The organism is Jannaschia faecimaris, from assembly GCF_900107415.1.
Classification (GTDB): Bacteria; Pseudomonadota; Alphaproteobacteria; order Rhodobacterales; family Rhodobacteraceae; genus Jannaschia; species Jannaschia faecimaris.
Genome location: NZ_FNPX01000003.1, coordinates 222,909 through 236,345 on the forward strand (window position 1 = coordinate 222,909; position 13,437 = coordinate 236,345).

Below are 13,437 nucleotides of genomic sequence, written 5' to 3' on the forward strand. Positions count from 1 at the left end.
CTGGGGCAAGATTTAACGCATCGCTGGTGGCCAGCAACCCTGCGTGTGCGGCGGCGTCCACATAAGCGGGGCCAATCGGCAAACGCCCGTTGCGGCAACCGGCCCCACAGGCCAGTTTGAGCGCAACCCCGAATCCTGAAGGACACGACATGCCCCTTTCCCCCGAACAGCAGGCCGAAATCGACGACCAGCGCGCGCAATCGCATCAGACGCGCCGTGCCACCGTTCCGGGGATGGAGGCGCATCTCTATACGGCGCACCAAGTGCTGGATCACGGGTTTGTCCGGGTCATCGACTACATGGGTGACGATTCCGCCATCACCCAGGCCGCGCGCGTCTCTTACGGGCGGGGCACCAAGGCGGTGTCGAACGATGAGGGGCTGATCCGCTACCTGATGCGGCACTGGCATTCGACCCCGTTCGAGATGTGCGAGATCAAGCTGCACGTGAAGCTGCCCGTCTTCGTGGCGCGCCAGTGGATCCGGCACCGGACGGCCAATGTGAACGAATACTCCGCCCGCTATTCGATCCTGGACCGGGAGTTCTATATTCCCGCGCCGGAAGACCTTGCCGCGCAGTCTGTCGTCAACAACCAGGGCCGGGGCGAGGCGCTTTCGGGGGAGGAAGCGGCGCGCGTGCTGGACTGGCTGCGCGACGATTCCACGCGCGCCTACGACCATTACGAAGAGATGATCGGGCAGGATGGGCAACAGGGGCTGGCGCGCGAGTTGGCGCGGATGAACCTGCCGGCGAATATCTACACGCAATGGTACTGGAAGGTGGACCTCCACAATCTGTTTCACTTCCTGCGCCTGCGCGCCGACGCCCACGCGCAGATGGAGATCCGAGTCTACGCCGAGAAGATTTGCGAAATCATTAAGGACTGGGTGCCGCTGTCGTACGGGGCTTTCGAAGACTACCGCCTCGGCGGCGCGCAACTGTCGGGCAAGGGGGTCGAGTGCCTGCGCCGCATGCTCAAGGGCGAGGGGGTCACGCAGGAGACTTCGGGGATGAGCAAGGGGGAATGGCGGGAATTTATGGGGGTTGTTGGGTGAAAAACTGGTGGTTTCTTGGCTCGCATGTTGCCTCCATCGTTTTTGCTCTTTTTTCAGCTTTTATTTCTTGGTGGTTGCCTTGGAGAGCCTCCATTATCGACGCCAGAATTGTGGAAGTTGCTAAGTCGTCAGCGCTTGATTTTACAACACCGCTCCCATGGCTCGGAGTAATAGTATTTTTATGGATACTCTCGGTTGTAAAGAGCCATGAATTCCGTCAAAAAGTAAGGGATTTTGAAAAGTTGTCCGACAACTATGACCTATTAGAGACAGACTACTACGAGGAGACTGAAGGTCACCGTGAGACAAAAGAAAGCTACTATGCCAGCTTACGGTCCTCGCTGCGTTATATTTTGACGCAGACAAGCACCGGCTTCTCGGAAAGGTGTCGAGTTACAGTATATCGCCTGCACGATGCCGATACCAAAATGTTTAGAAACATCTTTAGGCATGCCCCTCAACACCGATTCAACGAGCCTGGACGGGATGCCATTCCGGTAAGTGAGGGTGTCGTTGGTCTGGCGTATGCGACATCTGCTTTGCAGAACTTCCGTTCTGAGGAAGCCTTTGGTTCTGAAGAATATGTCGCTAAACTTGAAAATTTCCTTGAATCTGCTAACATTAAAAATCCGCGGTTAAACACCCGAATGCCGTCTCAGCAGATAGTATGTAAAACAATTTCTGACCTAAATACTGGGTTTCAAGTGGGAGTCGTGGTTTATGAATGCATGGATCCGGATGCCTTAAATGTTGATGGCATAATGGCCTTATTAACGCAGGAGGACCAAAACATATCTAGATTCGTAAGTCATTTGGCAGTCCTTGATGCTGACTTCAACCCTTTCCCACATGATGCATACCCAATGGCAGTTGCGGATGAGTAAATTGGCTGATGTGGTTGCGTATATTGCCGATCGGTATCCGCATAAGAGCGAGCTTTCGAAAGCACGTGTGACAAAATTGGTATATTTGAGCGATTGGAAGTCTGTTCAGGCTGGAAAGGGGCAGCTAACCGAAATTAAGTGGTATTTCCATAATTTTGGACCTTATGTGGATGACGTAATTGACGCTGCAAGGCGTGATCCGCGACTGAAGGTAGTGTCTACGAGAAACGCGTATGGCGACATGAAAGAGGAGCTTCAATATTCAGGGACCGGTGAGAACGGTTCCCGTTTAACTTCTCGCGAGAAAGAAATATTGAACGCTGTAATAGAGGATACTCGAGGACTCTATTGGAAAGGATTTATAAAACACGTCTATGACACTCCGCCTATAAAGAAATCGCAACGATATACTTTCTTGACTCTAGATAGTTTTGTGTAAATGGATGTAGTAATAAAGGGTGTCGACTAAACCCGATCCCGCACCGCCCCAAACAGCATTCCCGCCTGCGCCATCCATGGCCCGAGCACGCGCCCCCCTGGCAGTGCGGGCACGGGCAGGGCGCGGAGCAGGTCGAAGCGGGTGCGATCGCCCGCGACGGCCTCGGCGCAGACTTTTCCGAACAGACCGGCCAGCGCGAGGCCGTGGCCCGAGTAGCCCCCGGCGGAGAACACGCCCGGCGCGACCTCGGCCACATAGGGCAGGCGGGACGCGGTGACGGCGAGGGTGCCGCCCCAGGCGTGGGGCAGGGAGACGCCCGCCAGATCGGGGTAGACGCGGGCGAGGTTGGCGCGGACCTTGCCCCGGATATCGGACGGAAAGCGGCGGCCATAGCTTTCCCCGCCGCCGAAGATCAGCCGCGCGTCATCGGTCCACCAGAAGTAATTTACCACGAAGCGGCTGTCGGCCACGGCGTAGGGACCACGGTGGGCGAAGTCGGGCAGCGGCTCGGTCACGGCGATGTAGTTGTTGATCGGTAGCACCCGCGCCGCCGTACTGTCCGTCAGCCAAGGGGAATAGCCGTTGGTGGCCTGCACCACATTGCGGGCGGTGACGGCCCCTTGGGCGGTGGCCACGGTGGTGCCGGTCAGGCGGTGAACTTCGGACTGCTCATGGATCTCGACGCCCGCGTCGAGGCAGGCGCGCATCAGGTTGAGCGTGTAGGCCAGCGGATTGCAGACCAGCGCAGTCCGGTCCAGCACCCCGCCGGTATAGAGCGTGGAGCCGGTGACCGAAGCCATTTGCGCCGCGTCCAGAGGTTGGGAGTCGGTGCCGTAGTGCGCGGCCATCCAGTCGTTGTTGCGCAAGGCGTCGGTGAATTCGCCGCGCGTCAGGCAGGCCGAAATGATACCGGGGCGATACCCCGCGTCGTCTATGAAGCCGCGCGCGTCGGCCTTGGCCTCCTCCGCCATGTCCCAGAGGGCGTGGGCCGTCTGGGGGCCGAGCTTTCTCTCCAGCTTGCGCTGCGACCAGTTGAAGCCGGAGCCGAGCTGCCCGCCATTTCGACCCGAAGCCCCCCAACCGACGCGCTGCGCCTCCAGCACAATCACCGACAGTCCGCGCCGGGCCGCATGCAGCGCGGCAGAAAGTCCCGTCAGCCCCGCACCGATGACCACAAGGTCACAGGCATGCCGTCCGTGCAGCGCGGGAAAGGGGGCGGGCAGGTCGACGTGATCGGCATAGAGTGTGCCGGGCCATGTGCCGCGATCGCCGTTTGCGTGTAACCAAGTCATACGTTGAGCAGTAGATGCTCTCGCTCCCACGGGGAGATCACTTGGAGGAAGGCACCGTTCTCCATCCGCTTGACTGACGAATAGACCGAGCAGAAATGGGGGTGCAGAACCTCGTGGATTTCTGTCGCCTGATCAAAGAGGTCGAGCGCGGTCGACAGGTCGCGTGGAATCCCGTCTGCGGAGTCATAGGCATCGCCCGCAAATTGCGCCGCAGGCTCGATCTTTTTGACGAGGCCGAGGTAGCCGCAAGCCAGCGACGCCGCGATACCCAGGTAAGGGTTGCAGTCCATGCCCGCGATGCGGTTTTCCACGCGCTTGGCCTCGGGCTCCGAGACGGGGACGCGCAGGCCGGTGGTGCGGTTGTCGCGGCCCCATTCCAGGTTGATCGGTGCCGCAAAGTCCCGGACGTAGCGGCGGTAGCTGTTCACATAGGGTGCCAGCAGAGCGATGACTGACGGCAGGTGCGTCTGCATCCCACCGATGAAGTGCATGAATTCCGCGGTTTCGCCGCCGTCGCCTGCGTCGAACAGGTTCTGGCCGGTGGCTTGGTCGATAATGGAGTGATGCATGTGCATGGCCGAGCCGGGTTCGTCCTGGATAGGCTTGGCCATGAAAGTGGCGTAGCAGTCATGGCGCAGTGCCGCCTCGCGGATGAGGCGCTTGAAATAGAAAATCTCGTCGGCCAGTTTCACGGGGTTTCCATGGCGCAGGTTCATCTCCACCTGCCCGGCCCCGCCTTCCTGGAGAATGCCGTCGATCTCCAGACCCATAGCCTCTGCGAAGTCGTAGATATCGTCGATGACCTTGCCGTATTCGTCCACGGCAGACATCGAGTAGGCTTGGCGTGCGGCGGCACGGCGTCCTGATCTGCCCATCGGCGGCAGGACGGGCTGGGTCGGATCGATGTTGCGCGCGACAAGATAGAACTCCATCTCGGGAGCAACGACGGGCGTCCAGCCGCGAGCCTCGTACAGGCTCACAACCCGTTGCAGCACGTTGCGCGGTGCGGTGGGCACGGCCACGCCCTGTTGGTCGTGCATGTGATGGATGACCTGCATCGTCCAGTCGTTGGTCCAGGGGGCGGCGCAGGCCGTCCCGAAATCCGGGGTGAGAACCATGTCAGGTTCCAGAAACGCGGTGTCTCCGTCATCGGCCCATTCGCCGGTGATCGTCTGCTGGAAGATCGAGTTGGGAAGATAGAAATGCTTCTGCTTGGCGAACTTGGCGGCGGGCATTGCCTTCCCGCGGGCGATGCCGGACATGTCGGCAACGATACATTCCACTTCGTCCAGTCGGCGGCCCACCAAGTATTCGCGGGCGTGTTCGGGGGCTTGGTTCAGCCAGTCATGCTTCGACATGGGATGTCCTTGTCAGAAAGAATTGGGCGATGGCCTTTGCCAGTTTTGCATCGTCGGTGGGCAATGTCGTATTCGCCTCGGCCTGTGTCATCCTATCGTCCGGATAGGTGCCGGTGCCGCGCCGCACTGTCACGTAGTCGCGGATCAGGTCATTGGAATATTCGGGATGCGCTTGCACGGTGAAGGCGCGGTTTCCGTAGGCCAGGATCGCATTCTCGCAGAATGGGCTTGCCGCGAGGCGGGTGGCCACTTCAGGGAGGGCGATGACCTGATCCTGATGCCAAGCGTTCAATACGACTGTTTGCCCCCCCGCCAAGGTATATTCGTGTCGACCGAGGGCCCAGCCACCGTCGAACTTGACGACTGTCCCGCCCAAGGCCTGTGCGACGATCTGGTGGCCAAAGCAAATCCCGACCAGCGGGATGTCGGCGACATAGATGTCGCGGATGAACTGCTCCAGCGGCGCAATAAAGGTGTGATCCTCATAGACCCCGTGCCTGGACCCGGTGATCAGCCAGCCGTCGCAGTCTTGCGGGGCTTCGGGGAAGACCATGTTCTCAACGTCATAGGATACGAATTCAAAGCCGTAACCATTCAGAAGCTGGGCGAACATCGTGTCGAAATCCTCGCGCGTGGGTTGGAATTCGGGTGCGATGTGCCCGGTTTGAAGGATGCCGATTTTCATGTGATTGGCCTCTGGCTCGTGTCGGGGCGACGCTATGCCGGGGCCGGTTCGGGTGCAAGATATGGCCCGGGGCTCCGTAAGGATATCCTGAAGCCTCGAATGGCCGGAGGTGCCGTCACCGTAGTAGGTAGGGCAGGCAAGCGATTCCGATGGGAATGGGTCTGGTCCTACCCCGCTAAAGTCGGGTCAGTGCCACTCCGGCGACGATTACGACGGCGGCCACGGCCTTCCAGCGATCGACCGTCTCGCCAAGGACGATCCAGCCGATCAAAACGGCGAAAAGGATCGACGTTTCGCGTAATGCCCCGACCAGTGCGATAGGCGCGACCGTCATTGCCCATACGGCAATGGCATAGGCTCCATAGCTCAAGGCCGCAGCGATCGCACCAATGCCCCACGCGCGTGGACTGGCGCGCCACACATCGGAACCCCGCAACACGGTGATCACCGGCGAAAAGATCACGACATCCAAGATGAAAAGCCAAGCCACGTATTGTGTAGCCGTCAAAGCAACGCGTGCGCCGGATCCGTCAACAATCGTATAGCCCGCCGTCATCAGCGCGGACCCGAGCGCATAAGGCACCAGCCGTCGTGCTTCCCTTGCGCGTAAGCTGCCGGCGGCCATGGCGGCGATACCGCAGCCCAGCAAAAGTACGCCGGCAACCTCGGCGGTGGTCATTATGTCGGACAGCAGAAGGGGGCTGACCAAGAGTACGACCATCGGCGCAGCCCCGCGCGCGATGGGGTAGACACGGCTCAGGTCGCCTTGTTCGTAAGCGAATGCAAGGAACAGCTTATAGCCTGCGTGAAACGCCCCGGACGCCAGCAACCAGGGCCAGACCTGCGGGGTCGGCAACGGATGGGCCTGGGCGATAACGACCGCTATCGCGCCCTGAACCACCGTCAGTATGGCGATTCCACTGACTTTGGAGGCACCCGATTTGATCAGCCCGTTCCAAGCTGCATGCAGGAACGCGGCCCCCATCACCGCCATGAACACGCCTGCCGTCATACGGTGTCGAGGTAGAGGTCCACTCGCTCGTCCTCGGACAATTCTTCGATGTCGCGCATTTCCTGGCGCTTGGTCATCACGAGGTTCGCGATCAGCGCCGGGGGCAACAAGCGGGGTGTGCGTGGGTCGTTCTCGAACCGATCAATGGCGTCTGCCCATGTGTCCGGCACTTGTGGCAGGTCGAGCGCATAGGCATTTCCGGTGATCGCCGCCGGTGGCTCCTCCGCGTCCTCGATCCCCGCCAGCGCAGCACCGAGGATGCACGCCAGCAGCAGGTAGGGGTTCACGTCGCCGCCTGAAATCCTATGCTCGATCCGTCGGGCCACATTGGGCGAGGCCGGGATGCGCACCGCTGTCGTGCGGTTTTCATAGGCCCAGCAAATGCCGGTGGGCGCATGTGCTCCGGGTACCAGGCGGTCGTAGCTGTTCAGATGCGGGGCAAAGATGAGCGTTGATGCCGGGGCCGAGGTCAGCAATCCCGCAACCGCGTGGCGCAGCGTCGCTGAACCTTTGTCGGTGCCATCGTCAAAGATGTTGCGCCCTTCGGCATCCAGAACCGAGAAGTGCACGTGCATCCCGTTGCCCGCATAATCCGGATAGGGCTTGGCCATGAAACTGGCCGCGAAGCCATGCTTGCGCGCCTGACCCTGCAACAGCAGCTTGAAGAACCATGCATCGTCCGCGGCCTTCATTGCATCGGGCTGGTGGGCCAGATCGATCTCGAACTGGCCGATGCCCGCTTCTGAAATTGCGGTCTGGGCGGGAATGTCCATCGTTTCGCAGGCGTCGTAAAGCTCCGTGAAAAAGCGGTCAAAACTGTCGAGCGCGCGCATCGACAGGGTCTGTGCGCCCGGGCGCCGTTTGCCAGAGGTCGGTGATTTCGGCACGCGAAGCTGACGCGTACTATCGTCCACGAGATAGAACTCCATCTCGGTCGCGACCACGGGAGTCAGGCCGCGCGCTGAATACCGGGCGAGGACGGCGGCCAGCGCGTGGCGCGGATCGCCGGCAAAAGGCCGCCCATCGGGGTGATACATCCAAACCGGAAGAAGCGCGGTCGGTGTGTCCAGCCATGGCATCAACACGAAACCGCGTTCCGTCGGCTTGAGGATGCCATCGGCATCGCCGCTCTCGAAGACCAGCGGGCTGTCCTCAATATCCTCGCCCCAGATGTCGAGGTTCAGAACGGAATAGGGAAAGCGTGTTCCCTCTACTTCCAGCTTGTGCGCGAAGCGCCGGGGGATGCGCTTGCCGCGTGCCTGAGCGTTCAGGTCGCAGGCGGCGACGCGGACGGAATGAACAGTGGGATTGGCGTGAAGCCAGCCGGTCGGAACGGCGTCCATCATCTGATGATCTGGGGTAGCAGCCGTGGGCGTCGCCCTGCGGCTTGGGGAAGGTGCCGGTTCAAGTGCCGGTTCACCGCGCCCATGATCCCGATCACCACCAACGTCAAGAGGACGAAATACGCCGCCAGGATCGGGTAGGGCACGAAGGGGTTGAACGTCTTGTCGGCAAAGTAGCTGGCGTAATAGAGCGCGTCGCCCCTCTGTTGTATCGCCGGGAAGCCGGTGAAGAAAACCAGGACCGTGGCATGAAACAGGAAAATCGCCTCGTTCGTGTAGGCGGGCCAGGCCAGCCGCAACATCGTGGGCCAGGTGATCCGCCTGAAACGCCGCCAACCGGTCAGGCCGTATGCGCTGGCGGCCTCCTGGTCACCCTTCGGCACCGACATCAGCGCGCCGTAGAAGATCTCGCCGGTATAGGCGGAGGTGTTCAGGAACAGCACGACCAAGGCACCTGCCCAGGCGGAAGCGAATGGCTCGAATATCGGAAACGCCTGTTTCAGGGACAGGAACAGGAAATAGCCGAAGAAGAACTGGATGAAGAGCGGGCTGCCGCGGAACAGGAATATGAACCACTCGGCCGGCTTGCGCAGCCAGGGGTTCGACTGGGCCTTGCCAACCGCAACCAGCGTGGCCAGCGCGAAGCCCGATATCAGGGCCAGTACGCCGAAATAGATGTTCCAGATCATGCCCGAGCCGATGAGGACAACCTGCTGGCAGAGGGTGAAATCAGTCCGCGGCAGAAGCCGTTCGCCATATCCGAGCGACCGCAAGCCATAGTCCATCACCACGTCCCAGCAGGTCATGCACCGGCCTTTCGCAAGGCTTCGCCGCCCGCTGTTGCCTGTCCTGTCGACAGGCGGCGGGTCAGGCGGGAAATTACGATCTCCGACACACGGGTGAAGCCGAGATAAAAGACCAAAAGGGCAAGGAAGTAATAAATTCGCCAGTCGGGGTGCGGGTAATCGGAGAACCGGGCCGTTTTGGCTGCGCCGAGTTCACGCGCCCAATAAACGATATCCTCGACCCCCAGCAGGAATAAAAGCGGCGTTGCCTTGATCAGAACCATCCAGAGATTGCCAAGTCCGGGCAGGGCATAGACCCACATCTGCGGCACAACGATGCGCCAGAACGTCTGGCGGGGTGTCATGCCATAGGCCTCGGCCGTCTCGATCTGGTTGTGGGGGACCGTCTTCATCGCGCCGAAGATCACGCTGGCCGCAAAAGCACCGAAGACGATGGCAAAGGTAAGCACGGCGAGAGCGAAACCGTAGGATTCGTGCACCCATTGGGGCGAGGTGCCTAATGGCATCTTGGCCGCCTGGCAGACCAGGAAATCGCTGCCTTGGCGGATCGGTTCGTCCCAGTCCGGGCATTTGATCTTATGGCGCAGGTATTCGATGCCTTGGTCCAGCGCGATGACGAAGAACAGGAAGAACGCGATGTCGGGCACCCCCCTGACGATCGCGATATAGAGCTTACCAAACCAGCTGAGTGGGGCGATCGGCGACCGTGCCGCCATCGCGCCACCGAAGCCAAAGGCCAGTGATACCGGGGCCGTGATCGCCAGCAGCAACAACACTGTGCCGAACGCCCCGTAGAACGCCATGTGCTTGCCCGTCGTCAGGTAGCACATCAGCCAGTTTAGGCCGCTCAGCGTATCGGGGTCGGTGCAGGCGAACATCAGGCGTAGCTCATTCTAAATGTGCCCGCGCGGGTCGGGCAGCCCGAAATGACGCCGCTGCGTATACGAGATGACAGCGTCGTCCTTGAAGTCACGTCGGTCTGCTTCGCGCATCGCCGTGATCTCGCCAAGCGGGTCCAGATGTTTCGAACCATGGGTCTTTGCCATCGCCAAGGCCTTGGCGGGATCAGGTTCGCGTACGAGAATATCCTGATTGAAACCCGTCGGCGGAAGGGCAAAGTGAAACAATGGTTTACGCTCCCGCCTTCGCCAGACGCGCCGAAACAGGAACACCCACGCGACGGTGGGCAGGGGCCGCAGCTTGCGCCGCAACGTTATCAGCGGCCCCCACATTGATCAGAACGTCTTGGCGTCTTCGCCGAACCATTTGATGATCAGTTCATTTAGGCTGCCATCGTCCTTCATCGACTGGATCGCGGTGTTGAACTGCTCCTTGAGCTCGGTGTCGCTTTCCCGCAGGCCAAGCCCAATGCCATCGCCCAGCGGCACATCGTCGCCCGCAAATGTCATCTCACCGGCGGATTCCTCGACAGTAGGGACCAGGGCGTCCTTGTCGGCAAAGACAGCGTCGGCTTCGCCATTGCGCACCGCGGCGACGGTTTCATCATAGGTGGCGAATTCCAGCAGTGTCGCGCCGGATTCGGCAACGTAGCCTGACTGGATCGTTCCAGTCTGCGCGGCGATCACGCCCCCGGCCAGATCGGCATCGGCGGACATGGCGGCAAAGGCCGAAGCGGCGGGTGGGAAGTAGTTTTGGGTGAAATCGATGACTTCCTCACGCTCGTCGGTGATGCTCATCCCCGCGATGATCGTGTCGTAGTTTCCGCTCGTTAGGTTGGGAATGATGTTGTCCCAATCGTTGGTGACCCACTCGCAGGTCAGCTCGGCACGGGCGCACAGCTCGTCACCCACTTCGCGCTCGAAGCCATCAACTTCGCCTGCATCGTTCAGGAAGTTGTACGGAGCATAAGCGCCTTCGGTGCCCATGCGGACGGTCTTGGCATGCCCGTCGGCCATTCCAGCGGTGGCGGTCGCGGTCATAAGCGCCGCAGTCAAAAACAGTTTCATAAGGTCTCTCCGTGTTGTGCTTCCCCGATTTGATCGGGGTTTGCAGGTAAAGTCAGTTGGACGTCGCGCTGAGAAAACCGCGCAGACGTTCGGATTTAGGCGAGCCGAAAAGCGCATCGGGTGCGCCCTCCTCCTCGATCAGGCCCTTGTGCAGGAAGATAACGTGGTCGCTGACGTCACGCGCCAGATTCATATCGTGCGTTACGATCACCATGGTCCGTCCTTCCTCGGCAAGGGCCTTGATGACGCGGATCACCTCTTGCTCAAGTTCGGGGTCAAGGGCTGAGGTCGGCTCGTCGAAAAGCAGCGCCTTGGGCTCCATGCACAGGGCGCGCGCGATCGCAGCGCGCTGTTGCTGCCCACCAGACAATTGTGCGGGCCAAGCGTCGGCCTTGTCGGCAATGCCGACCTTTTCCAAATACATCCGCGCCTTTTCCTCGACCTCTTTGGGGTCGCGGCGTAGCACTTGCACCGGAGCCTCCATCACGTTCTGAAGGATGGTCATATGCGACCACAGGTTGAACGACTGGAACACCATGGACAGGTTCGTGCGAATGCGGGTGATTTGCGACGCATCTGCCGGACGCCGGTTATGCCCAGTGCCGCGCCATTTGACCGATTCCTCGCAAAACAGGATTTCGCCCTGCTGGCTGTCTTCCAGCAGATTTGCGCAGCGCAGAAGCGTTGATTTACCCGAGCCTGACGAGCCGATGAGCGAGATGACCTGCCCCTGGTTTGCATGCAAATCAACGCCCTTCAAAACCTCCAACTGGCCATAAGCCTTGTGAAGATGGCGGATTTCGATGACAGGCGGTGTGTCGGGCAATTGAACCTCGGTCGTGCGGATGCCGCGGTTACGCCGTAAATCGGCGGGGATTGCAATGGTCAAGGCTGATCGCGCCCCCTTTTAGGCTCCGTCTTCGGCCCGTTTGCGCGCCAGATTGCTGTCGCGGTCGCCAACGCCCAAAAGATTCGCAAGCAGGCGAAGCAGGCTGTCTTCTTCGGCATCGCGCGCCCCGTCTGCCAGAACGATGGACCAGAGCGACTCAATCACCGCGATGCGGTCCTCAAGGTCGACGGCATCCTTTATCGCGCGGGTGAAACGCACTGTATCCGGGGCCTCCGCTTCCAGGATTTCGGCTTGGCCACGCAGGTCGGTGACGGCCCCCATATCAAGGCCGTAGCGCTTGGCCAAAACCCGGTCGATTTGCGACCTCTCAGCCTTGGCATAGTGGCCGTCGCTGCGCGCCACGCGCACCAGCAGTGCGGCCAGCGCCACACGGGCATCGGGTTCAGGCAGGCGGGCGGGGGCGGGGGCCGTCAGTCGGCGCAGCAGATCAGTAAACATAGTCGGGATATAAGTCTGTTCCGGCCTTTCGACCAGTCTCAGCCGTCCCAACCTTCCGCGATGACCAGATCGCTCTCGCTTATGCCTTGCCGCAATTTCAAGGCCTCTTGGTAGCCGGGGCTGTCATAGCAGGCGCGCGCGGCTTCGTAGCTGGGAAACTCGATCACCACGGTCCGTGGCTTGGCTTCTCCCTCGACCGTTTCGCGCGCGCCGCCACGCACCAGAAAACGCCCGCCGAACTCGGCCAGCGGGGCCGCGTTCGCAGCGCGGTAAAGATCATATTTCACGATATCGTCGACGCGCCCGTGCGCGATCCAGAAACCCTTGGCCATTATTTATCTCTCCTTAAAGATTGTTGTCAGTTGCGCGGCTTCTTCAGCCAAGCCCCACGGCGGGTTGATTACCGCCATCCCCGACCCTTCAATTCCATGCCCCGTACGAGCCGGCGCGAAGCGAACCTCGTGCAGAATGATTTCGGGGATGGTTTCTCGTAGGGCGCGCGTCATTGGCAGATGCCGCCGATCCGGCAGGATCGGGTACCACAGCATGACGACTCCCACGCCCCACTTGCGATGCAATCTGGGCAAAAGCGCTGCAAGGCGCGCGTAGTCGTCACGAATTTCCCAAGATGGGTCGATAAGCATCAGACCCCGCCGAGGATCGGGCGGTGTGAGAGCCTTGGCCATCTCAAGCCCGTCCCGTTTGTGGATGCGGGTGTTGGGGCTTTCGGGCATCGCGGTCGTAAGCGCGGCATGTTCCTGGGGGTGCAATTCCGCAAGATCGATTCGGTCGAATCGGCGCAGCAATTTTGCTGCGATCAAGGGCGAGCCAGGGTAGGCATTCGCACCGTATTCCGCATGCGTATCCGCCAGAACCTGTCGGTACGGATGACTTTTGGGAAAACGGTGATGCAGGCGCACCACACCTTCGACAGCCTCTCCGGTCTTGGTGGCTGCGGCATCCTTAAGGTCGTAGAGACCACGCCCCGCATGCGTCTCGATGTACGATAAAGCTTTGTCTTTGTTCGTCAAATACGCCAGCGCTGCCGCCAGAACGGCGTGTTTGTGGACGTCGGCAGCGTTTCCCGCGTGATAGGCATGTTGATAGGACAGCATCGTAGCGGGCTAGCGGCCCCGCGCCGCCTTCGCAAGGCGTCGGTCAGCGTGGTCTGTCGAACGCGATAGCGGAAGATTGAATGTGCCTTTGGCAAGTGCCGTGCTACGTAGCCATCAAGACCTGCTGATTTGC

The 13,437-nt window shown here is 60.4% G+C and carries 16 protein-coding genes; 3 read left to right on the top strand and 13 right to left on the bottom strand.

Features of this window, described 5'->3' with window-relative positions; translation table 11 throughout:
- The first annotated feature begins 149 nt into the window (after positions 1-149).
- The 3 genes from thyX to BLV27_RS05575 are packed head-to-tail and all read left to right on the top strand — an operon-like array spanning position 150 to position 2,378.
- Positions 150-1,055: an FAD-dependent thymidylate synthase gene (gene thyX / locus BLV27_RS05570; protein WP_092643671.1), complete on the top strand. Its 906-nt coding sequence runs from the start codon at positions 150-152 to the stop codon at positions 1,053-1,055.
- On the top strand, positions 1,052-1,939 hold the full coding sequence (locus BLV27_RS19005) for a hypothetical protein (RefSeq protein ID WP_139176558.1): 888 nt from the start codon (positions 1,052-1,054) through the stop codon (positions 1,937-1,939). The genes thyX and BLV27_RS19005 overlap by 4 nt, the downstream gene beginning before the upstream one ends.
- Complete coding sequence (locus BLV27_RS05575) at positions 1,932-2,378, top strand: Panacea domain-containing protein (RefSeq protein ID WP_170831359.1); 447 nt, start codon at positions 1,932-1,934, stop codon at positions 2,376-2,378. Before BLV27_RS19005 ends, BLV27_RS05575 begins: the two co-directional genes overlap by 8 nt.
- Positions 2,379-2,404: 26 nt before the next feature.
- Here the strand turns inward: BLV27_RS05575 and BLV27_RS05580 are convergent, their stop codons facing one another.
- The 13 genes from BLV27_RS05580 to rlmJ form a co-directional block, all read right to left on the bottom strand.
- Positions 2,405-3,670: an NAD(P)/FAD-dependent oxidoreductase gene (locus BLV27_RS05580; protein WP_092643677.1), complete on the bottom strand. Its 1,266-nt coding sequence runs from the start codon at positions 3,668-3,670 to the stop codon at positions 2,405-2,407.
- Positions 3,667-5,028: a glutamine synthetase family protein gene (locus BLV27_RS05585; RefSeq protein ID WP_092643680.1), complete on the bottom strand. Its 1,362-nt coding sequence runs from the start codon at positions 5,026-5,028 to the stop codon at positions 3,667-3,669. Before BLV27_RS05585 ends, BLV27_RS05580 begins: the two co-directional genes overlap by 4 nt.
- Positions 5,015-5,713: a type 1 glutamine amidotransferase gene (locus BLV27_RS05590; RefSeq protein WP_092643683.1), complete on the bottom strand. Its 699-nt coding sequence runs from the start codon at positions 5,711-5,713 to the stop codon at positions 5,015-5,017. Before BLV27_RS05590 ends, BLV27_RS05585 begins: the two co-directional genes overlap by 14 nt.
- Positions 5,714-5,888: 175 nt before the next feature.
- Positions 5,889-6,725 carry an EamA family transporter gene (locus BLV27_RS05595; protein WP_092643687.1) on the bottom strand — a complete coding sequence of 279 codons (837 nt, stop codon included), beginning with the start codon at positions 6,723-6,725 and terminating at the stop codon, positions 5,889-5,891.
- Entirely contained in the window at positions 6,722-8,071 is a 1,350-nt protein-coding gene (locus BLV27_RS05600; RefSeq protein WP_092643690.1) for a glutamine synthetase family protein, read from the bottom strand. The genes BLV27_RS05595 and BLV27_RS05600 overlap by 4 nt, the downstream gene beginning before the upstream one ends.
- Complete coding sequence (locus BLV27_RS05605; RefSeq protein ID WP_092643693.1) at positions 8,068-8,874, bottom strand: ABC transporter permease; 807 nt, start codon at positions 8,872-8,874, stop codon at positions 8,068-8,070. Before BLV27_RS05605 ends, BLV27_RS05600 begins: the two co-directional genes overlap by 4 nt.
- Entirely contained in the window at positions 8,871-9,752 is an 882-nt protein-coding gene (locus BLV27_RS05610) for an ABC transporter permease (protein WP_092643696.1), read from the bottom strand. The genes BLV27_RS05605 and BLV27_RS05610 overlap by 4 nt, the downstream gene beginning before the upstream one ends.
- 15 nt (positions 9,753-9,767) lie before the next feature.
- Positions 9,768-10,106, bottom strand: coding sequence for a hypothetical protein (locus BLV27_RS05615; RefSeq protein WP_092643699.1), 339 nt, complete (start codon positions 10,104-10,106; stop codon positions 9,768-9,770).
- Positions 10,107-10,109: 3 nt separating this feature from the next.
- Positions 10,110-10,841, bottom strand: coding sequence for a transporter substrate-binding domain-containing protein (locus tag BLV27_RS05620; RefSeq protein WP_092643702.1), 732 nt, complete (start codon positions 10,839-10,841; stop codon positions 10,110-10,112).
- Between the two features lie 52 nt (positions 10,842-10,893).
- The gene (locus BLV27_RS05625; protein ID WP_092643860.1) at positions 10,894-11,667 is read right to left on the bottom strand and encodes an ABC transporter ATP-binding protein; all 774 of its coding nucleotides are present in this window, start codon (positions 11,665-11,667) and stop codon (positions 10,894-10,896) included.
- An 81-nt stretch (positions 11,668-11,748) separates the two neighbouring features.
- Complete coding sequence (locus tag BLV27_RS05630; protein WP_092643705.1) at positions 11,749-12,189, bottom strand: tellurite resistance TerB family protein; 441 nt, start codon at positions 12,187-12,189, stop codon at positions 11,749-11,751.
- A gap of 38 nt (positions 12,190-12,227) precedes the next feature.
- Positions 12,228-12,521 (bottom strand): DUF1330 domain-containing protein, encoded by a 294-nt coding sequence (locus tag BLV27_RS05635; RefSeq protein WP_092643708.1) that lies wholly within the window; start codon positions 12,519-12,521, stop codon positions 12,228-12,230.
- Positions 12,522-12,524: 3 nt separating this feature from the next.
- Complete coding sequence (gene rlmJ, locus BLV27_RS05640) at positions 12,525-13,304, bottom strand: 23S rRNA (adenine(2030)-N(6))-methyltransferase RlmJ (protein ID WP_092643711.1); 780 nt, start codon at positions 13,302-13,304, stop codon at positions 12,525-12,527.
- Between the last annotated feature and the right edge of the window lie 133 nt (positions 13,305-13,437).

Excerpts from the sequence above, each read along its gene's own strand:
- BLV27_RS05590 (WP_092643683.1), bottom strand. The coding sequence starts at position 5,713 with ATGAAAATCGGCATCCTTCAAACCGGGCACATCGCACCCGAATTCCAA.
- BLV27_RS05630 (WP_092643705.1), bottom strand. The coding sequence starts at position 12,189 with ATGTTTACTGATCTGCTGCGCCGACTGACGGCCCCCGCCCCCGCCCGC.
- BLV27_RS05605 (WP_092643693.1), bottom strand. The coding sequence starts at position 8,874 with ATGACCTGCTGGGACGTGGTGATGGACTATGGCTTGCGGTCGCTCGGA.
- BLV27_RS05620 (WP_092643702.1), bottom strand. The coding sequence starts at position 10,841 with ATGAAACTGTTTTTGACTGCGGCGCTTATGACCGCGACCGCCACCGCT.
- thyX (WP_092643671.1), top strand. The coding sequence starts at position 150 with ATGCCCCTTTCCCCCGAACAGCAGGCCGAAATCGACGACCAGCGCGCG.
- BLV27_RS05610 (WP_092643696.1), bottom strand. The coding sequence starts at position 9,752 with ATGTTCGCCTGCACCGACCCCGATACGCTGAGCGGCCTAAACTGGCTG.
- BLV27_RS05600 (WP_092643690.1), bottom strand. The coding sequence starts at position 8,071 with ATGATGGACGCCGTTCCGACCGGCTGGCTTCACGCCAATCCCACTGTT.
- BLV27_RS05580 (WP_092643677.1), bottom strand. The coding sequence starts at position 3,670 with ATGACTTGGTTACACGCAAACGGCGATCGCGGCACATGGCCCGGCACA.
- BLV27_RS05635 (WP_092643708.1), bottom strand. The coding sequence starts at position 12,521 with ATGGCCAAGGGTTTCTGGATCGCGCACGGGCGCGTCGACGATATCGTG.
- BLV27_RS05585 (WP_092643680.1), bottom strand. The coding sequence starts at position 5,028 with ATGTCGAAGCATGACTGGCTGAACCAAGCCCCCGAACACGCCCGCGAA.
- BLV27_RS05595 (WP_092643687.1), bottom strand. The coding sequence starts at position 6,725 with ATGACGGCAGGCGTGTTCATGGCGGTGATGGGGGCCGCGTTCCTGCAT.
- BLV27_RS05615 (WP_092643699.1), bottom strand. The coding sequence starts at position 10,106 with ATGTGGGGGCCGCTGATAACGTTGCGGCGCAAGCTGCGGCCCCTGCCC.
- BLV27_RS05575 (WP_170831359.1), top strand. The coding sequence starts at position 1,932 with ATGAGTAAATTGGCTGATGTGGTTGCGTATATTGCCGATCGGTATCCG.
- rlmJ (WP_092643711.1), bottom strand. The coding sequence starts at position 13,304 with ATGCTGTCCTATCAACATGCCTATCACGCGGGAAACGCTGCCGACGTC.